Below are 21313 nucleotides of genomic sequence, written 5' to 3'. Positions count from 1 at the left end.
CGAATGTACCGCGCCGGGCTCAGGCGACCGCGGTGAGCGCGCGGCCACCCGGCAGCGCCCGCGCCGCGGCGCGCAGCGCCTCGATGACGTGGTCGACGAGCGGGTCGGCCTCCCCCACGCGCACCGCCGCCTGGATGCGGCGCTGCGGCGCCCGGCCGCGCAGCGGGCGAACGGCCACGTCGGAGCGGATGTTGGCGGTCGACAGGCTCGGGATGAGCGCGATGCCGACGCCGGCCGCCGCCATGCCCTGCAGCGCGGAGTAGTCGTCGAAGGCCAGGCGCACGTCGGGCTCGAAGCCCGCGTCGCGGCAGGCGCGCAGCACGATGTTGGAGTCCGCGCAGGTGCCGCCGACCTCGGGCAGCAGCCACGGCTCCTCCGAGAGCTCCTCGAGGCCGATGCTCGCCCGGCCGGCCAGGGGGTGCTCGGCGGCCATGACGAGCAGCAGCGGGTCGTCGCAGAGGTGCACGTGCTCGACGCCCGGGCGCACGCCCATGGGCTGCAGCTCGGAGTCCACGAGCGTCGCGAGGCCGAGGCGGCCGACGACGAGCTCGTCGATCGCGTGCGCCGGCTCGAGCAGCCGTACGTCGAGGCGCAGGTCGGGGCGCCGGGCGCGCAGGTCGCGCGTGGCGCCAGGCAGCAGGCCGGCGGCCAGCGTCGGGAACGCCCCGATGCACACCGTCGCCCGCCCGATCCCGGCGGCCGAGCGCACGTCCTCCTCGGCGCGGCGCGCGGCGTCCAGCAGCGTCGCGGCGCGCAGGAGCAGCAGCTCGCCGGCGGGGGTCGGGCTCACGCCACGGGCGTCGCGGTCCAGCAGCCGCGCGCCCAGCGCGGCCTCCAGGCGGGCGACGTGCTGGGACACGGCGGGCTGGGTGTACCCCAGGGCGGAGGCCGCGTCGCTGAAGGAGCGCCGCAGCGCGACCTCGCGGAAGGTCGTCAGCAGCTTGAGGTCGAGCATCACGGATGATTATTCCATCCCCGGCGATCTCATCACCCCACATGATCGGGGCCCGGAGCGAGCGGGCCCTCGCGGCGCCCTCAGAACGACGTGATGACCGTCCGCACGCCCTCGTGGCGGTCCATGGCCGCGAAGGCGTCGTTGACCTCGTCCAGCGCGATGCGCCGGGTGACGAACGCCTCGAGGTCGAGGTCGCCCTTCACGTACAGGTCGACGAGCTCGGGCACGCGGTCGCGGCCCTTGGCCCCGCCGAAGGACGCCCCGGCGATCCGCCGGCCGGTGATGAGATAGCGCGGGATCACCTCGAGCACCTCGCCGCGCCCGGCGACGCCCGCGACGGTGCACAGGCCCCAGCCCATGCGCGCGGACTCGACGGCCTGGCGCATGACCTTCACGCTGCCGGTGGCCTCGAACGTGTAGTCGGCGCCGAAGCCGCCCGTCATCTCGACGATGCGCTCCACGGCGTCCTCGCCGCCGATGAACGTCTCCGTCGCGCCGTGCTCGCGGGCCGACGCCAGCCGCCCCTCGTCGAGGTCGACGCAGATGATGCGCTCGGCGCCCGCCAGCCGCGCCCCGGCCACCGCGCCGAGCCCGACGAGACCGGCGCCGAACACGGCCACCGTGCTGCCGCGCTCCACCTTGGCCACGTAGAGCGCGGCCCCGATCCCGGTCGTCGCGCCGCAGGCCAGCGTGCACACGACGTCCAGCGGCGCCGCCGGGTCGATCTTCGCCAGCGCGATCTCGGGCATGACGGTCGCCTCGGCGAACGTGCTCGTGCCCATGAAGTGGCGGATGCGCTCCTCGCCGCGGTGCAGGCGCGTCGTGCCGTCGGGCAGGTGGCCGAGGTTCTGCTGCTCGCGGATGGCCAGGCAGAGGTTGGTCTTGTCGCTGCGGCAGTGCAGGCACTCGCGGCACTGCGGCGAGAACAGGGTGACGACGTGATCGCCGACGGCCAGCGACGACACGCCCTCGCCGAGGGCCTCCACCACGCCGGCGCCCTCGTGGCCGAGCACCGTCGGCGCGTAGCCCGACGGGTCGGCCCCGCTGGCCGTGTACATGTCGGTGTGGCAGACCCCGCAGGCCGCGAGGCGCACGAGGACCTCGCCCGGCCCCGGCCCGTCGAGCTCGACCTCTCCGATGGCCAGGGGCTGGCCGAACTCCTCCAGGACGGCGGCGCGGATCTTCATGCCGGGGACCCTAGCCCGACGCGGCGCGGGCGGGCTCAGGCGTGCAGCGAGGCCTGCTCGTCGGCGCTGGGGAACGCCCACGCCGCGGTCGTGCGCCCGGGCTGGCGGAAGTGGAAGCGCAGCTGGCGCGGCGGGCGCAGGCCCTCGGGATGGTCGGGACGGAACGTCGCGCAGGGATCCTCGAGGTCGAGCGCGCACAGCAGGTTGCGGCGGAAGAAGCAGTCCTCGCAGCTTGCGACGGGAGCCCGCCCACGCCCCTTGGCCTTCGTCGCCCGCACCTGCTCACGCTCGATCGTCTCGGTCGCCACGACGAGCATCGAAACACGTCCGCGGGATCGGCCGCAACGTCGATTCCCGCAAATCGCACGGATCGCCTCGGGCCGTTGTCGCAAACGCCGACAAACGGGTCGAAATACCTGTACGGAGCGGGAATCGGGCGCCGTTTGCCGGTGTTTGCGGGGACGTCGGGCCGATGCCCGCCACGCACCGCGCCGACCTGCTACCCGACCCCTGCATCTTGGCCGCCGCCGCTGCGGCCGGACGGCTGCGGGGACGCCAGGTGCGCCCGGCGCGGCTCCGCGTCGGTCACCATGGCCCGCTCATGACCGTCCTCGTCACCGGCGCCAGCGGCTACGTCGGGGCCGCGCTGGTCCCCCGCCTGCAGCGGGCGGGGATGGACGTGCGTGCCTTCGCCCGCGACCCGGGTCGCGTGGCCGCCGCGGGCGTGACCGGCGTGCCGGTCGTCGTCGGTGACGCCGTCAGCGGCGCGGGCCTCGCGGAGGCCCTGGACGGCGTCGAGGTCGCCTACTTCCTCATCCACTCGATGGAGGCCGCCGCGGGCGGGGGCGGCTTCGAGGCGCGCGACCGCGTGGCCGCCGCGCGCTTCGCCGCGGCCGCGCGCGCCGCCGGCGTGCGGCGCGTGGTCTACCTCGGCGGCCTGGTGCCCACGCAGGGGCCGGCCTCGGCGCACCTGGCCAGCCGCCTGGAGGTCGAGCGCACGCTGCTGCAGGCCGCGCCCGAGGCGCTGGCGCTGCGCGCCTCGATCGTCATCGGCGCCCGCTCGCGCTCCTTCCGCTTCCTCGTGCGCCTCGTCGAGCGGGTGCCCGTCATGCCGCTGCCGTCGTGGCGCGAGCACCGCACGCGGCCGATCGACGGGCGCGACGTGCTGGCCTTCCTCGTCGCGGGCGCGACGTCGGACGCCGTCGACGGGCCGGTGTCGCTCGACATCGCCGGGCCCGACACCGTGACCTACGGCGAGCTCATCACCCGCATCCGCGACGCGCTGCTGGTCGGGCGCGCGCCGATCCCCCTGGGCTTCTCGCTCACGCCGATCGCCAGCCGCGTGGCGGCCGCGATCGCCGGCGAGGACCACGCGCTCATCGGACCGCTCATGGAGGGGCTCGACGGGGACCTGCTGCCGCGCGACGACCGCGCGGCGCCCACTCTGGGCGTCCGGCTGCACCGCCTGAACGCCGCGATCGAGCGCGCGCTGCGCGACTGGGAGGCCGTCGAGGAGCTCCGGGCGCGCTGAACGGCGGGCCCCACGGGTAGATTGGCGGACACGTGAGCGAAGTGCTGGCCAGCATCGACATCGACGCACCCGTGGAAGACGTCTGGGCGACGGTGATGGACCCGCGCCGCCTTCAGGACTGGGTGACGATCCACCGCAAGCTGGTGTCGCACTCCCCTGACGAGATGGAGCAGGTCCTGCACCTGCGGGGTGCCAACTTCAAGGTGAAGTGGTACCTGGCCACCAACGACGCGCCCCACCACGCGGAGTGGAAGGGCCGCGGGCCGGCGCGCTCGCACGCCGAGACCGAGTACCGCCTGGCCGACAACGGGCGGGGCGGCACGCGCTTCGACTACCGCAACGAGTTCAAGGTGCCGCTCGGCCCGCTCGGCGCCGTGGCCAGCCGCGCGATCGTCGGCGGCCTGCCCGCCAAGGAGGCCAACGCCTCCCTGCTGCGCCTCAAGCGCCTGATGGAACACGGCGACGGCCGCGGCTGACGGTCACACCCGCGTCGCGCAGTCACCGCTTCACCTGTTGGCCTTCAGCGGCGAGCTGTGACACTGTCGTTAACTGAAAACACGACGGCAGTGGCGGGAAGGCAACACCCATGGCGGATTTCCTGGACGAGAAGCGGCGCGAGATGCAGGAGCGCATCAAGGAGCTGCGGCCCCTGGTGGACGAGTACCACCGGCTGGAGGCCGCGGTGCAGGCGCTCGACGGCGTCGGCGCCCGGCCGGCCGCCCCGCCGGCGCCGCGTCGGCGCGCGACCGCCGGCAACGGGTCGGGCGGCGACGGCTCCGGGCGCCGCGGGCGCCCGCGCGGCTCGGGCACGCGCGGCCGCCAGGCGCTGGAGCTCGTGCGGGCCACGCCGGGCATCACGATCCCCGACCTGGCCGAGCAGATGGGCATCCAGCAGAACTACCTCTACCGCGTGCTGCCCGCCCTGCAGAAGGAGGGCATGGTCCGCAAGGAGGGCCGGGGCTGGCACCCCATGGAGGCGGCCTAGGACTCGCGCAGAGCGCTTGCCCAGGCTCACCGGGTGTTCGCCCCAGGGGGCGAACACCCGCGCCTCGGTCGTCCGCCGGCCCTAACCGATCAGGCCGAGCGACTTGACCGCGGCCTGCTCCTCCTTGAGCTCGTTGACCGTGATGTCGATCTTGGACTGCGCGAACTCGCCGACCTCGAGGCCCTCGACGATCTCGTAGTCCCCGCCGCTGACGCGCACCGGGAAGCTCGAGACCAGACCGTCCGGCACGCCGTACTGCCCGCCGGAGGGCACGGCCATGGAGACCAGGCCGTCGGCGCCCAGCACCCAGTCGTGGATGTGGTCGATCGCCGCGTTGGCGGCGCTGGCCGCCGAGGACGCGCCGCGCGCCTCGATGATCGCGGCGCCGCGCTTGCCGACGTTGGGCAGGTACTCGTTCTCGTACCAGGCCATGTCGTCGACGGCGTCGACGGCCTTCTGGGAGGGCGGGCCCTTGATCTTGGCGTTGAACAGGTCGGGGAACATCGTCGGGGAGTGGTTGCCCCAGATCACGAGGTCCTCGATGTCGGTCAGCGGGATCGCCAGCTTGGCGGCGAGCTGGCCGTAGGCGCGGTTCTGGTCCAGGCGCGTCATCGCGGTGAAGCGCTCGCGCGGGACGTCGGGCGCGTTGTTCATGGCGATGAGCGCGTTCGTGTTGGCGGGGTTGCCCACCACGAGCACCTTGATGTCGTCGGCCGCGTGGTCGTTGATGGCCTTGCCCTGTGGCTGGAAGATCGCGCCGTTGGCCTCGAGGAGATCGGCCCGCTCCATGCCCTTCGTGCGCGGGCGCGCGCCGACGAGCATGGCGATGTTCGCGCCGTCGAACGCCTCGTTGGGGTCGGCGGTGATGTCGATGGCCTCCAGCAGCGGGAAGGCGCAGTCGACGAGCTCCATGGCGGTGCCCTCGGCGGCCTTCAGCGCCGGCTCGATCTCCAGGAGGCGCAGGCGGACCTTCTCGTCCGGCCCGACGAGCTGGCCGGAGGCGATGCGGAAGAGGAGGGCGTATCCGATGGCGCCTGCGGCGCCGGTCACCGTGACAGTCTTGGACATGCCTCCAAACCTATCGGTGCCGGCACCGCAGCGGCGTCGAGGCCCCCGCCCGGGTCAGGCGAACTCGGCCAGCGCGGCGTTGAGGGTCGCGCTGGGCCGCATGGCCGCCTCGACCCGCTCGGGGTCGGGCCGGAAGTAGCCGCCGACGTCCACCGGCGAGCCCTGGACGGCGTTGAGCTCCTCCACGATCGTGGTCTCGGCCTCGGCCAGGCGCCGGGCCAGCGGCGCGAAGCGCGCGGCCAGCTCCGCGTCCTGGTCCTGGCCCGCCAGCTCCTGGGCCCAGTACAGCGCGAGGTAGAAGTGGCTGCCGCGGTTGTCGAGCTCGCCGCAGCGCCGCGACGGCGAGCGGCCCTCCTCCAGCACGCTGCCCGTGGCCCGGTCCAGCGTGTCGGCCAGCAGCTGGGCGCGCGCGTTGCCGGTCTTCTGGGCGAGCATCTCCAGGGAGACCGCGAGCGCCAGGAACTCCCCGAGCGAGTCCCACCGCAGGTGGTCCTCCTTGAGGAACTGCTGGACGTGCTTGGGCGCCGAGCCGCCGGCCCCGGTCTCGAACAGCCCGCCGCCGTTCATGAGCGGGACGATCGAGAGCATCTTCGCGCTCGTGCCCAGCTCGAGGATCGGGAACAGGTCGGTGAGGTAGTCGCGCAGCACGTTGCCCGTGACCGAGATGGTGTCCTCGCCGCGGCGGGCGCGCTCCAGCGTGAAGCGGGCGGCCTCGGCGACGGGGAGGATCTCGATCTGCAGGCCGTCGGTGTCCAGCGCCTCCAGGGCCGGGCGGACCTTGCGGAGCACCTCGGCGTCGTGGGCGCGGGTCTCGTCGAGCCAGAACACGGCGGGGGCGCCGGTCGCCCGGGCGCGCCCCACCGCGAGGGCGACCCAGTCCCGGATCGGCGCGTCCTTGGTCTGGCACATGCGCCAGATGTCGCCCGGCTGCACGTCGTGCTCCAGCAGCGTGGCCCCGTCGGCGTCGACGACGCGCACGACGCCGGCCGCCGCGATCTCGAACGTCTTGTCGTGCGAGCCGTACTCCTCGGCCTTCTGGGCCATGAGGCCGACGTTGGGCGTGGTGCCCATCGTGGCCGGGTCGAAGGCGCCGTGCTCCCTGCAGTGCGCGATCGTCTCGGCGTAGAGCGCCGCGTAGCTCGAGTCGGGGATGACGCACTTCGTGTCCTGCTGGGCGCCCGCGGCGTCCCAGCCCTGGCCGGAGGCGCGGATGAGCGCGGGCATCGAGGCGTCCACGATCACGTCGCTCGGGGCGTGCAGGTTCGTGATGCCGCGGTCGGAGTCGACCATGTAGAGCGCGGGGCCGTCGGAGAGCGCGCGGTCGACGGCCTCCTGGGCCTCGGGATGGGCGCCGAGGAGGCTGGCCAGCCCGTCGTTGGGACTGACGTCGCCCAGGCCGGCGAAGACCTCGTCGCCGACGAACGCGCGGACGGCGTGGCCGAAGATGATGGGGTCGGACACCTTCATCATGGTGGCCTTGAGGTGCACGGAGAAGAGCACGCCCTGCTGCGCGGCGTCGGCGATCTGCTGCCGGAAGAACGCCTGCAGCGCGGCGTGGCGCATGACGGAGGCGTCGATGACCTCGCCGGCCAGCAGCGGGGTCGAGGCCTTGAGCACCGTCACGGCGCCGTCGCCGTCAACGTGCTCGATGCGCACGTCGGTGGCCTGCGCGACGGTGACCGAGCGCTCGGTGGAGCGGAAGTCGCCGTCGTCCATGGTGGCGACGTGGGTCCGGGAGTCGGCCGACCATGCGCCCATCGAGTGCGGGTGCTTGCGGGCGAACGCCTTCACCGACGCGGGCGCGCGGCGGTCGGAGTTGCCCTCGCGCAGGACGGGGTTGACCGCGCTGCCCTTCACGGCGTCGTAGCGGCTGCGGACGTCGCGCTCGGCGTCGGTGGACGGGTCCTCCGGGTAGTCCGGGATCGCGTGGCCCTGCTGCTGCAGCTCGGCGATCGCGGCCTTGAGCTGGGGCACCGAGGCGCTGATGTTCGGCAGCTTGATGATGTTGGCCTCGGGCGTGCGGGCCAGCTCGCCGAGCTCGGCCAGCGCGTCGGGGACCCGCTGATCCGGGGCCAGGAGGTCGGGGAACTGGGCCAGGATGCGGCCCGAGAGGGAGATGTCGCGCAGCTCGAGCTCCACGCCGGCCGTGGCGGCGAACGCCTCGACGATCGGCAGCAGCGACCTCGTCGCCAGCGCCGGCGCCTCGTCGGTGTGGGTGTAGATGATCTTCATGGGGACCCTGGTTTCGCTGTCGGAGGGCGGCGAACGCTATCGACCGGGTGGCCCGGGCCGGGTCCCGGCGGAGGTTGCGGGCGAGGTCGCGCAGCGTCAGCTGCTCCGCACCGGGGTGGGTCCGCTCGAGCTGGCCCGGTATGAGCGCCGCGCCGTACGTCGCTGCTGGCCGGTGCCGGAGTCCGGCGCCCCGGAGAAGTCCGGCTCGCGGCGCTGAGCGCGCCGGGCCTTGACGGGAAGGAGTGAACCATGGTTCACTCCTTCCCGTGCCGTACCGCCCCACCGAGCGCACGGAGGCCCGGCGCGTCGCCGCGCGCGGCGTCATCGTGGACGCGGCGACCGAGCTCGTCGCCCATGGCGGCTATCGCGAGGCGCAGGTCGCGGCCGTCGCCCGCCGCGCCGGCGTGGCGACCGGCACGGTCTACCGCCACTTCCCGTCCAAGGCCGACCTGCTCGTCGAGGTCTTCCGGCGGGCCGCCCGGCGCGAGGTCGACGCCGTCGCCTCCGCGACGGCCGGCCGCGAGGACGCGCGCGACGCGCTGGCCGAGGCCGTCCGGACGTTCGCCCGCCGCGCGCTGCGCAGCCGGCGCCTGGCCTGGGCGCTGCTCGCCGAGCCCGTCGACCCGGCCGTCGAGGCCGAGCGCCTGGCCTTCCGCCGCGCCTACGCCGCCGTCTTCGCCGCCACGATCCGCGACGGGATCGCCCGCGGGCAGCTGCCCGCCCAGGACGCCGGGCTGACCGCCACCGCGCTCGTCGGCGCGGTCGGCGAGGCGCTCGTCGACTGGGTCGCCCCCGCCTCCCCCACCACCCCGGCCCGCGACGCCGGCGCGCTCCTGCAGGGGCTCGTCACGTTCTGCCTGCGGGCCACCACCGACCAGGAGCACGACGCCGATGTCCACCATCACGCGGCCTGACGCCCTCGGCGCCACCCACGAGGTCCTCAACCAGGTGCCCCCGATGGAGGGGCGCAACCTCTACCTCGACCACGCCGCGCTCGTCGAGGGCCTGGAGCGCGAGGGCGGCGGCTGGGCGCACGCGCGCGCCGCCGAGGCCGGCGCGTTCTGGGGCGCTGAGCCGATCCGCTGGGGCTTCGAGGCCAACGAGCACCCGCCGGTGCTGCACACCCACGACCGCCAGGGCAACCGCCTGGACGCCGTCGAGTTCCACCCCTCCTGGCACCGCCTCATGGCCCGAGGGGTGCACGACGAGATGCATGCGCTGCCCTGGAACGACCCGCGGCCGGGGGCCAATGTCGCGCGCGCGGCGATCTACCTCAGCGGCACCCAGGCCGAGGCGGGCTTCGGCTGCCCCATCACGATGACCTACGCCGCCGTCCCCGCGCTGCGGGCCACGCCCGAGGTCGCGCAGGAATGGGTGCCGCGCCTGACCGCCCGCGGCTACGACGGCGCGCTGCGGCCCGCCGACCAGAAGCCCGGAGCGATCTGCGGGATGGCGATGACCGAGAAGCAGGGCGGCTCGGACGTGCGGGCCAACACGACGATCGCGCTGCCCGCGGGCGCCGCCACGGGCGCGGGCGCCGAGTACCTGCTCGTCGGCCACAAGTGGTTCTGCAGCGCGCCGATGAGCGACCTGTTCCTCGTGCTGGCCCAGACGGACGAGGGCCTGTCGTGCTTCGCGGTCCCCCGCTTCCTGCCCGACGGGGCCAAGAACGCCGGCTTCCAGCTGCAGCGCCTGAAGGACAAGCTGGGCAACCGCTCCAACGCGTCGTCGGAGGTCGAGTTCCGCCGCGCCTGGGGCCGCATGGTCGGCGAGCCCGGCCGCGGGGTGCCGACGATCATCGAGATGGTCGGCCACACGCGCCTGGACTGCGTCATCGGCGCGGCGGGCGGCATGCGCGCCGCGGTGGCCGCGGCGACCTGGCACGCGCAGCACCGCGAGGCGTTCGGGCGCCGCCTGGTCGACCAGCCGCTCATGCGCAACGTGCTGGCCGACCTGGCCGTGGAGAGCGAGGCCGCGACGGTGCTCGCGCTGCGCCTGTGCCGCGCCTACGACGAGGCCGCCGCGGGCGACGAGGGGGCCGACCACCTGCGCCGGCTGGCGACCGCGGTGGGCAAGTACCACGTCTGCAAGCGCGTGCCCAACCACGCGTTCGAGGCGCTGGAGTGCCTGGGCGGCAACGGGTACGTCGAGGCCTCGGGCATGCCGCGCCTGTACCGCGAGGCGCCTCTGTGCTCGATCTGGGAGGGCTCGGGCAACGTCATGGCCCTCGACGTCCTGCGGGCGCTGCGGCGCACGCCCCAGGCCCTGGACGCCTACCTGGCCGAGCTCGACCTCGCCGCCGGCCACGACGACCGCTACGACGCCTTCACCGAGAGCCTGCGCGACGAGTTCACCCGCCCCGACGACCTCGAGCACCGTGCGCGGCTCGTCGTCGAGCACCTCGCGATCGCCCTGGAGGCCTCGCTGCTCATCCGCCACGCCCCGGCCGCGGTCGCCGACGCGTTCACGGCCACGCGGGTGGCCGGCGGCGGCGGCTTGCACTACGGCACACTGCCCGCGGGCACCGACGTCGGCGCCATCATCGAGCGCCACGCGCCGCAGGCGGCGTAGCGCACCACCACGGGAGACCTCCATGACCGCGCCCGCACCGCACCCGTTCCGCGCCGCCGTCGAGGCCGGCGACATCGAGGCCGCGATCGCGACGCTGGCGCCGGGCATCGTGTTCCACAGCCCGGCGGTCTTCCACCCCTACGTCGGGCGCGACACGGTCGCCGCGCTGCTGCGGCTGGTCTTCGAGACGTTCGAGGACTTCCGCTACACCGACGAGATCGGCGGCTCCGACGGGACCGAGGCGCTCGTCTTCCGCGCCGCGGTCGGCGGCAGGGAGCTCGAGGGCCTGGACCTCCTGCGCACCGGCTCCGACGGCCTCGTGCAGGACTTCACGGTGATGATCCGCCCGCTCTCGGGGCTGCTCGCGCTGGCCCAGGCCCTCGGCCCGAAGGTCGAGGCCGCGGGGCTGAAGGCCACCGGGGCCTGACCTCAGCCCAGCGCCGCGCACAGGCGCCGCTCGTACTCCTCGCGCGGGATCTGGACGGCGCCGAGGAACAACGTGTGGTCGGTGGCGGTCTGGATGTCGCACAGCTCGTAGCCCGAGGCCGCCAGCGCGTCCAGCGTCAGCGAGACCAGCACGTTGCCCGCGTGCGGCACGCGGTGGAACATGGACTCGAGCATCGCGGCGCGGCCGATGGTGACGCCGACGAGCCCGGCGGCCAGCCCGTCGTCGAGCCAGACCTCGAACGTGTGGGCGTGCCCGGCGGCGTGCAGGGCCCGGTAGAGCTCGTGCATCCGCGGCGTCAGCCAGACGCCGTCGTGCGGTCCCCGCGGGCGCGCGCACGCGGTGACGACCTCGTCGAAGGCGCCGTCGACGCGCAGCTCCCAGCCCTCCCGGGCGGCCAGCGAGCGCCGAACGCGGCGGCGGACCCCTGCCCGCGCCGGGGCGTCGAGCCCGAACACCGTCCGGGGATCGGCGGCCCACCACGGCAGGTCGGGCGCCCCCGGCTCGTCCATGGGGAACAGCCCCTGGGCGTAGAGCCCGAGGATGGTGGCGACGTCCACCCCCACACTGTGGCGCAGCGGTGCGCCCCCCGGCCCCGCCCACACGGTCCTGGTCGCACGCGGCACAATGTGTCCAGATGTTCAGCGGCAGAGGATCAGTGCAGCTTGCGCGGGTGTTCGGCATCCGCATCGGGGCGAGCCCGAGCTGGTTCGTCGTGCTCTTCGTGATGATCTACTCGTTCTCCGGGTTCTTCGACTCGGTGCTGGACGTCTCGAACTCGGTCGCCTACCTCGTCACGGTGGCCGCCGTCCTGCTCTTCTTCGTCTCCCTCGCGCTGCACGAGCTCGGCCACGCGCTCGTCGCGCGGCGCAACGGCATCGAGGTCCTGGGCATCGACCTGTGGATCTTCGGCGGCCTGGCCAAGCTCAGCCGCGACTCCGAGACGCCGGGCGAGGAGTTCCGCATCGCCGCGGCCGGCCCGGCCGTCACCGCGCTCATCGCGCTGATCTGCCTCGGGGGCGTCGCGGCGACCTCGCACCTCGGCGAGGCCGTCGACAGCTACACCCACGGCGACAGCACGACGCCGCTGCTGGCGCTGCTGTCGTGGCTGGGGATCGTCAACCTCTGGCTGCTGGCCTTCAACCTGCTGCCGGGCTTCCCCCTCGACGGCGGCCGGATCGCGCGCGCCGCGATCTGGCGGGCGACCGGCGACCGCCACCGCGCCACCCGCGCGGCGGGGCGCATCGGCCAGGGCCTGGCCTACCTGCTCATGGGCTTCGGCCTCTACCTGGCGCTGGGCGGCGGCGATCCGTTCGCGGGCATCTGGCTGCTCATCCTGGGCTGGTTCATCAGCAGCGGCGCCCGCGGGGCCATCGCGGCCAGCGCGTTCTCGGACCGCATCGACGGCGTGACCGCCGCCGACGTCATGGACGCCGAGCCCGTCGCCGTGCCCGGCACGACGACCGCGCTGGCGGCCCAGGACGAGTTCTTCCTGCGCTACCGGCTGCCGTGGTTCCCCGTCACCGACGCCGCCGGGCGGGTCCTGGGCCTGCTGCGCGCCGAGCTCGTCGACGGGGCGCTGGCGTCCGGGCGCCCGACGCTCCCGGTCGACGACCTGCTCGACGCCGCCGCCGACGGCGACGCCCACGTGGCGCGCGACACGCCGCTGGAGTCCCTGCTGAGCTCGGAGGCGCTGCGGCGCCTCGGCGCGCTCGTCGTCGTCGACGCCGACGGCCGGCTCTGCGGGCTCGTCACGCTGGACCACGTGCGCCGGGCCCTGGCCGCCGGCCTCGAGCTGCGCCCCTGAGCGGCGGCCGCCCGCCCGCGCGAGCGGCACGACGCCGGCCCACACGTCCAGCGCGTGGTCCTCGTCCTCGTCGACGGGGTCCCCGTCGACGACCTTGGCCGAGACCTCCGCGAGGTCCATGACGAGGATCCGCGTGCCCTTCAGCTCGCCACGGCGCGGGCGGGCGTGGACGCGGTCCCCCACCCGCGTGTGGAGGGTGGGGGATGACGTACGGCTGGCCGTCGACGGCGATGCCGAGGTCGGCGACCGGGCCCTCGTCGAGGATCGCGTGCAGCGTCGTGCGCCTCGTGGTCGGCGCACGCGGGCCCGCGGCGGACCCGGGCGCGCTCGGAGGGTGCGGTGGCGCCGGGACGGGGCATCCCGGGACCCTGGGGGCCGGGCGGGCGGCGGCCCGGGCCGACCGCCGAGCGTCATCTGCCTGACGTCCCAACCGACCGGCTCTCGCGCGGGCCCCCGGGGCACCGCCCGGACGCCAACCGTGCGTCCGACGTGCGCGTGGCCGGGCGGGTCCGACGTATAGAGTCCGTCACCCCGAACTCGAGACGAAGAGCCTGATACATGCCTGCACATGACGTTCTCATCCTCGGCGCCGGCCTGGCCGGACAGCGTGCTGCGCTGGCCGCCGCGGACGCCGGAGCGTCGGTGGCGATCATGAGCAAGGTCCACCCGGTCCGCTCGCACTCCGTCGCCGCCGCCGGTGGCATCAACGCCGCCATCAACCCCGCGGACGACTGGCGGTCGCACGCGTACGACACCGTCAAGGGCTCCGACTTCATCGGGGACCAGGACGCGATCGAGGTGATGTGCCGCGAGGCGCCGCACGAGGTCATGCACCTCGAGCACATCGGCGTCACGTTCCACCGCAACGAGACCGGCGCGCTGGACCTGCGCGCCTTCGGCGGCGCCTCCACCAAGCGCACCGCCTACGTGGCCGACATCACCGGCCAGGCGATCCTGCACGTGCTCTACGAGCAGCTCATGAAGTACCACGAGCGCGTCGACCGCTACGAGGAGTGGTTCACGACCTCGCTGCTGCAGGACGAGACCGGCGCGGTGTCGGGCTGCATCGCCCGCGACATCCGCACGGGCACGCTGGAGATCTTCACCGCCAAGAACGTCATCCTGGCCACCGGGGGCGCCGGCCAGTGCTTCAAGCCGACGACCAACGGCCTGATCTGCACCGGCGACGGCATCGCCCAGGCCTACCGCCTCGGCGCGCCGCTCATGGACATGGAGATGGTGCAGTACCACCCGACCTGCCTGGTCGAGAACGGGTTCCTCATCACGGAGGGCGCACGCGGCGAGGGCGCGCATCTCCTCAACGCCAACGGCGAGCGCTTCATGGAGAAGTACGCGCCGAACAAGATGGAGCTGGCGTCGCGCGACGTCGTCTCCCGCGCCGAGCAGACCGAGATCAACGAGGGCCGCGGCGTCGGGCCCGGCGGTGTCGGCATCTACCTCGACATCACCGTCGTCCCCAAGAAGCGCACGCTCGAGGCGCTGCGCGAGATCGTCAACATCGGCAAGGACTTCGCCGGCGTCGACATCACCCGCGAGCCGATCCTCATCCGCCCGGGCCAGCACTACATCATGGGCGGCGTCAAGACCGACATCGACGGCGCGACGCCCATCGAGGGCCTCTACGCCGCCGGCGAGGTCGCCTGCGTCTCGGTCCACGGCGGCAACCGCCTCGGGGCCAACTCGCTGCTGGACACGCTCATCTTCGGCCGCCGGGCCGGCGAGCACGCCGCCCAGCGCGCCGCGGGGATGGCGCAGCCCAAGCCCGCCGCCCAGCAGGCGCGCCTCAACGACGAGCAGGCCTGGGTCAAGTCGATCATCGACCGGCCCCAGACGGGCCGCCGGATCGCCGAGATCAAGGACGAGCTCGGGACCGAGATGAACCGCAACGTCGCGGTCTTCCGCGAGCAGGCCGGGCTCGAGCACGCGCTCGAGGTCGTGCGCCGGCTCAAGGAGGAGGCCAAGACCGCCTACGTCGACGACAAGGGCTCCGTGTTCAACCAGGACGTCCTCGGGGCGATCGAGCTGGGGTACATGCTCGACTGCGCCGAGTGCACCGTCGTCGCCGCGATCGAGCGCAAGGAGTCGCGCGGGGCCCAGTTCCGCACGGACTACCCCGAGCGCAACGACGAGGTCTGGATGAAGCACATCACCCTGTCGCGCAACGGCGGCGACAGCCCCGAGATCGACTACGCCCCCGTCACGATCACCCAGTGGCAGCCCGAGGAGAGGAAGTACTAGCCATGGCCGCCGAACCGACCACCGCGCACTCCCCGACCCGCAGCGACGTCTCCGAGAGCTTCACGCTCCGGATCCGCCGCTACGACCCGGAGTCCGGCGAGGCCCCGTACTGGGTCGAGCACACGATCGAGCTCGAGCCGCACCGCTCCGTCCTCGAGGGCATCCTGCAGGCCAAGGGCCGCTTCGACGGCTCCATCGGCATCCGCTGCTCGTGCAAGGCCGCGATCTGCGGCTCCTGCGGCGTGCGCGTCAACGGCCAGCCCGGCCTGGCCTGCCACACGCACCTCGACCGGGCGAAGGCCACGTCGCGCGACGGGGTCATCGAGATCGAGCCGATGGGCAACATGCCCGTCATCAAGGACCTCATCGTGGACATGGACGCCGTCCACTGGAAGAAGGTCCAGCGCGTCACGCCGTGGCTCATCAACAAGACGCCGATTCCCGAGCGCGAGTACATCGTCGACCGCGAGTCGATGGTCGACGTCACGCAGTCCATGGCCTGCATCCAGTGTGGCGCCTGCGTGTCGGACTGCCTGGCGATGGAGGTCGACCCGCTGTTCATCGGGCCGGCCGCGCTGGCCAAGTCCTACCGGTTCGTCGGCGACCCCCGCGACGCCGAGCAGCGCGAGCGCCTCATGGACCTCGCCGAGGACCCGCACGGCATCTACGACTGCACGCACTGCTTCAAGTGCATCGAGGCCTGCCCCAAGGGCGTGGCGCCGATGAACCAGATCATGCGCCTGCGGCGCCGTGCCACCGGCGACCACCACATCGTCGACCGCAACAACGGCGAGCGCCACGAGGCCGCCTTCGTCACGCTGATCAAGAACTACGGCCTGCTGTGGGAGGCCGAGCTGCTGCCCCGCTCCTACGGCGGCAACTCGTGGTTCGGCAAGTTCGCGCCGCCCGCCGGACTGGAGCTCGCCAGCTCGCTGCCGGCGATCACCAAGGCCGTCATGCGTCGCAAGGTCACGATCATGGGCGCCGTCAAGCCCCACAAGATCCCGCCGGCCGACCTCAAGCAGGTCCAGGCGATCTACGACGAGATCGAGGGCCGCGACAAGCGCATCGAATACAACCTGTACATCTCCGGCCGCGACGAGGACAACGAGGACTCGCCGCAGGAGCGCGTCGAAGCCACCGGGGACGCGAAGTCGGAGGACAACGCCTGATGAAGGTCGCCGCCACAACCACGGGTCGGACGCCCGAGAAGGACCACCGCTCATGAAGGTTGCGTACTGGCCCGGCTGCGTGAGCCGTGGCTTCACCCCGGAGCTGCACGGATCGATGGCCGCGGTGGCGCCGCTGCTCGACATCGAGCTCGTGCCGCTGGACCGTGCCTGCTGCACGGGGGCCGGCGTGATCGCCGAGCACAACACCGAGCTCGCCGACACGCTCAACGCCCGGACGTTCGCGCTGGCCCAGGCGGTCGAGGGCGCCGACCTGATGATGAACATCTGCTCGACCTGCCAGGGCGCGCAGGGCGAGTGCCAGGAGCGCCTGGACGCGTCGGCCGAGTACCGCGGGCACATCAACGGCACGCTGGAGAAGCACGGCCTGCACTACGAGCCGGGGATCAGCAACAAGAACTTCCTCTGGGTGCTCGTGGAGGAGCTCGGCCTGGACGAGCTGCGGTCACGCGTGCGGCGGCCGCTGACCGACCTCAAGGTCGGACCGTTCTACGGCTGCTACATCGTGCGGCCGACCGACCGCCTCGGCATCGACGACGAGCATCCGCGCGACACCTACCTCGCGCAGGTCATCGAGGCGCTCGGCGGCACCGTGATCGAGTACGCGGGCTCGCACAAGTGCTGCGGGTTCCCGATCATCACGATGAACAAGGAGGCGTCGCTGCGCCAGACCGGTCGCCACATGGGCGACGCGGCCGACGCGGACGCCGACTGCGTCGTCACCCCGTGCCCCCTGTGCCACCTGAACCTGGACCTCCAGCAGCCGCTGGCCCAGCGCCTGGTCGGCCGCGAGATCAACATGCCGGTGCTGCACCTCCCCCAGCTCGTGGGCCTGGCCCTCGGCCTGGACCCCAAGGAGCTCGGGCTCAACAAGCACGTCGTCAAGCCGACCTCGGTCATCGACTGGACCACGTCGGTCGTCGCGGGCGTGGGCGCCGGCGACGGTCGGTGAGGCTGGGACGGCTCCTGCGCGGAGCGCCGGGGACCCCGCCCACGCGGCGGCCCCGGCGCACGGTCCGTCCCGATGCGCCGCGCACGATCGTGCCGGACTCCGGGACCGAGGCCGCGGCGGGCGCGGGACCCTTCGACGCACGCGTCGATGCGGCCCGCGAGCGCCTGCGGCGGGCGATCCCGCCCGTCCCCGACACCGAGCTGTAGGGCCCGGCTCGCGGCTCGTCCGCGAGGGCCCGATGGCGCGAACGTGGGGTCATGCCCCGCGTCTGCGCCACCCGACGGGCGTACCGCGCGCGCCGGCACCGCCGCGCCGCATGGCGCGAACGTGGGGTGATGCCCCACCTTCGCGCCACCCGCCGGTCATCGAGACACAAGACCCCCGGCGCCGGCGAACGACCCCGCGCGCCGGCACCGCCGCGCACCCCGTCGCCGACGTCCCGCACCGCCACCGCAGGCCGCGCGGAACGCCACTGGCGATGGCGCCCGCCCCCGCGCCCGCCCTCAGGCGGCTGCGCGGGCGCCCAGCAGGCCGCGCTCGTGCAGCAGCTCGGCGATCTGGACCGTGTTGAGGGCCGCGCCCTTGAGCAGGTTGTCGCCCACGACGAACAGGTTCAGCGCGAACGGGTCGCCGAGGTCCAGGCGCACGCGGCCGACGGCCACCGGGTCGCGGCCCGCCCACTCCAGCGGCGTGGGCACGTCGTCGAGCTCGACGCCCTCGTGGGCGCCCATGACCTCCAGCGCCCGTGCGACCGTCGGCTCGCGCTCGAACTGCGCGCGGACCTCGATCGAGTGGCCGACCATGACCGGCACGCGCACGCACGTCGGCGAGACGGCGAGGTCCTCGATGCCGAGGATCTTGCGCGACTCGTTCTGGAGCTTCATCTCCTCGTCGGTGTAGCCGTTGCCCGTGTCGGTCCCCAGCAGCGGCACGACGTTGAAGGCCAGGGGCTTGCCGAACACCGGCGTGTCGGTCACCGTCGCGGCCGCCTCGGCGCCACGCCTCTGCAGGGCCAGCGGGTCGGCGAGCAGGCCGGGGACCTGCTCCATGAGCTCGTCCATGCCCTTCTGCCCGGCGCCCCCGGCGGCCTGGAAGCTCGTGGCCACCATCGCGCGCAGGCCGAACTCCACGTGGAGCGCGTGCAGCGGCGGCATGATCGCCATCGTCGTGCAGTTCGGGTTGGCGACGATGCCCTTGCCGATGTGGTCCAGCGCCTCGGGGTTGACCTCGGAGACGACGAGCGGCACCTCGGGGTCCATGCGGAACGCACTGGAGTTGTCGACGACGATCGCGCCGCGCGCGGCGAAGCGCGGCGCCCACTCGCGCGAGATCGACCCGCCGGCCGAGAAGATCGCGACGTCGAAGCCGCCGATGGAGTCGTCGTCGGCCAGCCCGCGCACGACGAGCCCGTCCTCGAGCTCGCGGCCCGCCGAGCGCTGCGACGCGAAGGGCACGATCTCCGAGGCCGGATACCCCCGGTCGCGCAGCAGGCGGCGCATCTCGGTGCCGACGGCGCCCGTGGCCCCGACGACGGCGACGCGGTAACGGCTCATGAGAACTCCCCGAACGGCTGCTCCGGGCGGATCGTGTCCGCCCCCTGGAGCTCGAACGCGCTGTGCAGCGCCTTGACGGCATCGGCGACCTTGTCGCCGGGCACGACGCACGAGATGCGGATCGGCGACGTCGAGATCATCTCGATGTTGATCTCGTGCTCGCCGAGCACGGTGAAGACCTTGGCCGCGACGCCCGGGTGCGACTTCATCCCGGCCCCGACGATGGAGACCTTGCCCATGGCGTCGTCGGTGTCGACCTCGATGCCCAGCTCGCTGGCGATCGGCGCCAGCGCGGCCTGCGCGGCGGCGACGTCGTCCTGGGGCACCGTGAACGACAGCTCGGCCAGCGCACCGGCCGACCGCGGCTCGTTCTGGATGATCATGTCGATGTTGACGTTGGACGCCGCCAGCGCGGTCGTCACGCGCCCCGCGATGCCCGGGCTGTCGGGGAGGCCGATCAGCGTCACCCGGGCCTCGCCGCGCGAGTGGGTGACGGCGGTGATGAGGGGGTTCTCCATGTCCTGGTCTCTCCTGGCGTCCTCGGACGCCACGCGGGTGCCCTCCGAGTCGTCGAAGCTCGAGCGGCAGTGGATGCGCACCCCATGGGTGCGCGCGTACTCGACGCTGCGCAGCTGCAGCACGCCGGCGCCGGACGCGGCCATCTCGAGCATCTCGTCGAACGAGACGACGTCGAGCTTGCGCGCGTCGGGGACGATCCGCGGATCGGCCGAGAAGACGCCGGGAACGTCGGTGTAGATCTCGCACTCATCGGCGCCGATCGCCGCGGCCAGCGCGACGGCGGTCGTGTCCGACCCGCCGCGGCCCAGCGTCGTGACGTCCTTGGCGGTGCTGACGCCCTGGAAGCCCGCGACGAGCACGATGCTGTCCTCGTCCAGCGCGGAGCGGATGCGGTCGGCGCGGACCTCGAGGATGCGGGCCTTGGTATGGCTCGTATCCGTCACGATGCCCGCCTGCGATCCCGTCAGCGAGATCGCCCGATGCCCCAGGTCGTTGATCGCCATCGCACACAACGCACACGACACCCGCTCGCCCGTGGACAGCAGCATGTCCATCTCGCGCGGGTCGGGCACCGGCGAGACCTCCAGCGCGTCGGCGATGAGCCGGTCGGTCTCCTTGCCGCGGGCGCTGAGGACCGCCACGACGCGAAAGCCCTGCTCGCGCTTGGCCACGATGCGCCCGGCCGCGCGCTTCAGGCGTGCTGCGTCCGCGACCGAGGTGCCCCCGAACTTCATGACGATGGTGCCCGACATCGACGGGCCATGCTAGTCGCTGTGGGCGCACCGGCATGAGGCGGTGGATCCTGCTCGGCCTGACCGGGTGCCTCGGCGCGGCGATCGTCATCGCGGTGGCGTTCACGCTGTCGGGCGGCGGCGACGCCCACGGCCCGCAGCCCGTCGCGCCGTCGCCGCGGGCCGTCGTCACCGCGCGGCCCAGCACCGCCGCGCCGGTGACCGTCACGGCCCCGGCCGCGCCCGCGCCCGCGACGACGACCACCACCCGCGCCAGGGCCCCGGCGCCCGCGGCGCCCGGCCGGCCCCTGAGCGCCGCCGAGGCCGAACAGGCGGCCAGGCTCTTCCTCATCGGCTTCGCGGGCGACACGCCGACGGCCGCCGTGCGCGCGCGCATCACCGCCCACGACTGGGGCGGCGTCGTCCTGCAGCACGGCAACGGCGGGACGCCCCAGCAGGTCGCCGCGCTCATCGGGCAGCTGCGGCGCTGGGCCGTGCGCGCCGGCCACACCGCCCCGCTCGTGGCCGCCGTCCAGCCCGGCGGCGCGGTCGACGCGGTGCCCGTGGGCACCCCGGCGGCGGCCGCCCAGTCCGGCGTGGCGGCCGCGCGCCGCATCGCCGCCGCGACCGGGCGCGTGCTGCACGCGCTGGGCGTCGGGCTCGTGCTCGGCCCCGTGGCCGACATCGCCACCGCGGGCGGCCCATGGGAGGGCCGCGCGTTCTCCGACGACCCCACGGTCGTCACGCCCATGGTCTCGTCCTCGCTGGCCGGGTTCAAGGCCGCCGGGATCGCCGCGGCGCCCGGCCACTTCCCCGGGGAGGGCGCGGCCTCGGGCGACCCGGCCGACGGGCAGGCGACCGTCGGCGAGTCCGAGGGCGACCTGCAGCGCCGCGACCTGCAGCCGTTCCTCCAGCTCGCCCTGCACGCCCCCGCGCTCCAGCTCAGCTCGGCGACCTACGTGGCCTTCGACGGCGTCACCCCGGCGACGCTGCTGCCCGGCGTCGTCGACCTCCTGCGCGGGCCCCTGCGCTTCGGCGGCGTGGTCGTCTCGGGCGACCTCGCGGCCGCCTCGCTGGCCACAGGCGACTCCGTCGCGGCGACCGCAGTCGAGGCGCTGAAGGCCGGCTGTGACCTGCTGTGGATCCCCGGCGACGCCGCCGACCAGGACGCCGCGTGGCGCGCGGTCACGCAGGCGCTGCGCACGGGGCAGATCCCGCCCGCGCGGCTGCGCGACGCCCTCGCCCGCGTCGCCGCGCTGCGCGCCCGCTATGGCGCGGCGTGAGCGCCGCCGCGCCGCACCGGCGTGCCGGGCGGTGCGCCGCGTCAC

19 protein-coding genes are annotated in these 21313 nt (G+C 73.8%); 11 read left to right on the top strand and 8 right to left on the bottom strand.

What is annotated here, in order from left to right:
* Window positions 1–19: 19 nt before the first annotated feature.
* From FSW04_RS07685 to FSW04_RS07675, 3 genes are all read right to left on the bottom strand, one after another.
* Window positions 20–955: a LysR family transcriptional regulator gene (locus FSW04_RS07685; RefSeq protein WP_146917964.1), complete on the bottom strand. Its 936-nt coding sequence runs from the start codon at window positions 953–955 to the stop codon at window positions 20–22.
* Between the two features lie 80 nt (window positions 956–1035).
* The gene (locus tag FSW04_RS07680) at window positions 1036–2142 is read right to left on the bottom strand and encodes an alcohol dehydrogenase catalytic domain-containing protein (RefSeq protein WP_146917962.1); all 1107 of its coding nucleotides are present in this window, start codon (window positions 2140–2142) and stop codon (window positions 1036–1038) included.
* A gap of 35 nt (window positions 2143–2177) precedes the next feature.
* Window positions 2178–2459 (bottom strand): hypothetical protein, encoded by a 282-nt coding sequence (locus tag FSW04_RS07675; protein ID WP_228430985.1) that lies wholly within the window; start codon window positions 2457–2459, stop codon window positions 2178–2180.
* A gap of 284 nt (window positions 2460–2743) precedes the next feature.
* Here FSW04_RS07675 and FSW04_RS07670 point away from each other — a divergent pair, with 284 nt between their 5' ends.
* From FSW04_RS07670 to FSW04_RS07660, 3 genes are all read left to right on the top strand, one after another.
* A complete protein-coding gene (locus FSW04_RS07670; RefSeq protein ID WP_146917959.1) occupies window positions 2744–3673 on the top strand; it encodes an NAD(P)H-binding protein in 930 nt (309 codons plus the stop codon).
* A gap of 32 nt (window positions 3674–3705) precedes the next feature.
* Window positions 3706–4149 (top strand): SRPBCC family protein, encoded by a 444-nt coding sequence (locus tag FSW04_RS07665; RefSeq protein WP_187369334.1) that lies wholly within the window; start codon window positions 3706–3708, stop codon window positions 4147–4149.
* Window positions 4150–4259: 110 nt separating this feature from the next.
* The gene (locus FSW04_RS07660; protein ID WP_146917955.1) at window positions 4260–4658 is read left to right on the top strand and encodes a winged helix-turn-helix transcriptional regulator; all 399 of its coding nucleotides are present in this window, start codon (window positions 4260–4262) and stop codon (window positions 4656–4658) included.
* Between the two features lie 81 nt (window positions 4659–4739).
* Here the strand turns inward: FSW04_RS07660 and FSW04_RS07655 are convergent, their stop codons facing one another.
* Together FSW04_RS07655 and FSW04_RS07650 are read right to left on the bottom strand one after the other, a co-directional pair.
* Window positions 4740–5726 (bottom strand): malate dehydrogenase, encoded by a 987-nt coding sequence (locus FSW04_RS07655; RefSeq protein ID WP_146917953.1) that lies wholly within the window; start codon window positions 5724–5726, stop codon window positions 4740–4742.
* A gap of 54 nt (window positions 5727–5780) precedes the next feature.
* A complete protein-coding gene (locus tag FSW04_RS07650) occupies window positions 5781–7958 on the bottom strand; it encodes an NADP-dependent isocitrate dehydrogenase (RefSeq protein WP_146917951.1) in 2178 nt (725 codons plus the stop codon).
* Window positions 7959–8224: 266 nt separating this feature from the next.
* On the opposite strand from FSW04_RS07650, the gene FSW04_RS07645 reads away from it, so the two are divergent.
* The 3 genes from FSW04_RS07645 to FSW04_RS07635 are packed head-to-tail and all read left to right on the top strand — an operon-like array spanning window position 8225 to window position 10956.
* Window positions 8225–8872, top strand: a complete 648-nt coding sequence (locus tag FSW04_RS07645; protein WP_146917949.1) for a TetR/AcrR family transcriptional regulator — start codon at window positions 8225–8227, stop codon at window positions 8870–8872.
* The gene (locus FSW04_RS07640; protein ID WP_146917946.1) at window positions 8850–10529 is read left to right on the top strand and encodes an acyl-CoA dehydrogenase family protein; all 1680 of its coding nucleotides are present in this window, start codon (window positions 8850–8852) and stop codon (window positions 10527–10529) included. The genes FSW04_RS07645 and FSW04_RS07640 overlap by 23 nt, the downstream gene beginning before the upstream one ends.
* A gap of 22 nt (window positions 10530–10551) precedes the next feature.
* Window positions 10552–10956: a nuclear transport factor 2 family protein gene (locus FSW04_RS07635; protein ID WP_146917944.1), complete on the top strand. Its 405-nt coding sequence runs from the start codon at window positions 10552–10554 to the stop codon at window positions 10954–10956.
* A 2-nt stretch (window positions 10957–10958) separates the two neighbouring features.
* Here the strand turns inward: FSW04_RS07635 and FSW04_RS07630 are convergent, their stop codons facing one another.
* On the bottom strand, window positions 10959–11534 hold the full coding sequence (locus tag FSW04_RS07630; RefSeq protein WP_146917942.1) for a leucyl/phenylalanyl-tRNA--protein transferase: 576 nt from the start codon (window positions 11532–11534) through the stop codon (window positions 10959–10961).
* Window positions 11535–11647: 113 nt separating this feature from the next.
* On the opposite strand from FSW04_RS07630, the gene FSW04_RS07625 reads away from it, so the two are divergent.
* The 4 genes from FSW04_RS07625 (at window position 11648) to FSW04_RS07610 (ending at window position 17182) form a co-directional block, all read left to right on the top strand.
* Complete coding sequence (locus FSW04_RS07625) at window positions 11648–12781, top strand: site-2 protease family protein (protein ID WP_187369333.1); 1134 nt, start codon at window positions 11648–11650, stop codon at window positions 12779–12781.
* 558 nt (window positions 12782–13339) lie between these two features.
* Window positions 13340–15040: an FAD-binding protein gene (locus FSW04_RS07620; protein WP_146917937.1), complete on the top strand. Its 1701-nt coding sequence runs from the start codon at window positions 13340–13342 to the stop codon at window positions 15038–15040.
* Window positions 15041–15042: 2 nt separating this feature from the next.
* Window positions 15043–16212: a succinate dehydrogenase/fumarate reductase iron-sulfur subunit gene (locus FSW04_RS07615; protein ID WP_146917935.1), complete on the top strand. Its 1170-nt coding sequence runs from the start codon at window positions 15043–15045 to the stop codon at window positions 16210–16212.
* A 52-nt stretch (window positions 16213–16264) separates the two neighbouring features.
* Complete coding sequence (locus FSW04_RS07610) at window positions 16265–17182, top strand: CoB--CoM heterodisulfide reductase iron-sulfur subunit B family protein (RefSeq protein WP_146917933.1); 918 nt, start codon at window positions 16265–16267, stop codon at window positions 17180–17182.
* A gap of 503 nt (window positions 17183–17685) precedes the next feature.
* Here FSW04_RS07610 and FSW04_RS07605 read toward each other — a convergent pair.
* Both FSW04_RS07605 and FSW04_RS07600 read right to left on the bottom strand, forming a co-directional pair.
* Window positions 17686–18735, bottom strand: a complete 1050-nt coding sequence (locus FSW04_RS07605) for an aspartate-semialdehyde dehydrogenase (protein WP_146917931.1) — start codon at window positions 18733–18735, stop codon at window positions 17686–17688.
* Window positions 18732–20006 carry an aspartate kinase gene (locus FSW04_RS07600; RefSeq protein ID WP_228430983.1) on the bottom strand — a complete coding sequence of 425 codons (1275 nt, stop codon included), beginning with the start codon at window positions 20004–20006 and terminating at the stop codon, window positions 18732–18734. Before FSW04_RS07600 ends, FSW04_RS07605 begins: the two co-directional genes overlap by 4 nt.
* 35 nt (window positions 20007–20041) lie before the next feature.
* Here FSW04_RS07600 and FSW04_RS07595 point away from each other — a divergent pair, with 35 nt between their 5' ends.
* Complete coding sequence (locus FSW04_RS07595; protein WP_146917930.1) at window positions 20042–21268, top strand: glycoside hydrolase family 3 N-terminal domain-containing protein; 1227 nt, start codon at window positions 20042–20044, stop codon at window positions 21266–21268.
* Window positions 21269–21313: the final 45 nt, after the last annotated feature.

It is taken from the genome of Baekduia soli (assembly GCF_007970665.1).
In the GTDB taxonomy this organism is placed as follows: Bacteria; Actinomycetota; Thermoleophilia; order Solirubrobacterales; family Solirubrobacteraceae; genus Baekduia; species Baekduia soli.
This window is presented reverse-complemented; position numbering and strand designations above follow the sequence as displayed.

Coding starts and splice junctions, on each gene's coding strand:
- FSW04_RS07620 (WP_146917937.1), top strand. CDS start 13,340: ATGCCTGCACATGACGTTCTCATCCTCGGCGCCGGCCTGGCCGGACAG.
- FSW04_RS07670 (WP_146917959.1), top strand. CDS start 2,744: ATGACCGTCCTCGTCACCGGCGCCAGCGGCTACGTCGGGGCCGCGCTG.
- FSW04_RS07655 (WP_146917953.1), bottom strand. CDS start 5,726: ATGTCCAAGACTGTCACGGTGACCGGCGCCGCAGGCGCCATCGGATAC.
- FSW04_RS07600 (WP_228430983.1), bottom strand. CDS start 20,006: ATGTCGGGCACCATCGTCATGAAGTTCGGGGGCACCTCGGTCGCGGAC.
- FSW04_RS07685 (WP_146917964.1), bottom strand. CDS start 955: ATGCTCGACCTCAAGCTGCTGACGACCTTCCGCGAGGTCGCGCTGCGG.
- FSW04_RS07610 (WP_146917933.1), top strand. CDS start 16,265: ATGAAGGTTGCGTACTGGCCCGGCTGCGTGAGCCGTGGCTTCACCCCG.
- FSW04_RS07650 (WP_146917951.1), bottom strand. CDS start 7,958: ATGAAGATCATCTACACCCACACCGACGAGGCGCCGGCGCTGGCGACG.
- FSW04_RS07680 (WP_146917962.1), bottom strand. CDS start 2,142: ATGAAGATCCGCGCCGCCGTCCTGGAGGAGTTCGGCCAGCCCCTGGCC.
- FSW04_RS07615 (WP_146917935.1), top strand. CDS start 15,043: ATGGCCGCCGAACCGACCACCGCGCACTCCCCGACCCGCAGCGACGTC.
- FSW04_RS07605 (WP_146917931.1), bottom strand. CDS start 18,735: ATGAGCCGTTACCGCGTCGCCGTCGTCGGGGCCACGGGCGCCGTCGGC.
- FSW04_RS07595 (WP_146917930.1), top strand. CDS start 20,042: ATGAGGCGGTGGATCCTGCTCGGCCTGACCGGGTGCCTCGGCGCGGCG.
- FSW04_RS07660 (WP_146917955.1), top strand. CDS start 4,260: ATGGCGGATTTCCTGGACGAGAAGCGGCGCGAGATGCAGGAGCGCATC.
- FSW04_RS07635 (WP_146917944.1), top strand. CDS start 10,552: ATGACCGCGCCCGCACCGCACCCGTTCCGCGCCGCCGTCGAGGCCGGC.
- FSW04_RS07675 (WP_228430985.1), bottom strand. CDS start 2,459: ATGCTCGTCGTGGCGACCGAGACGATCGAGCGTGAGCAGGTGCGGGCG.
- FSW04_RS07640 (WP_146917946.1), top strand. CDS start 8,850: ATGTCCACCATCACGCGGCCTGACGCCCTCGGCGCCACCCACGAGGTC.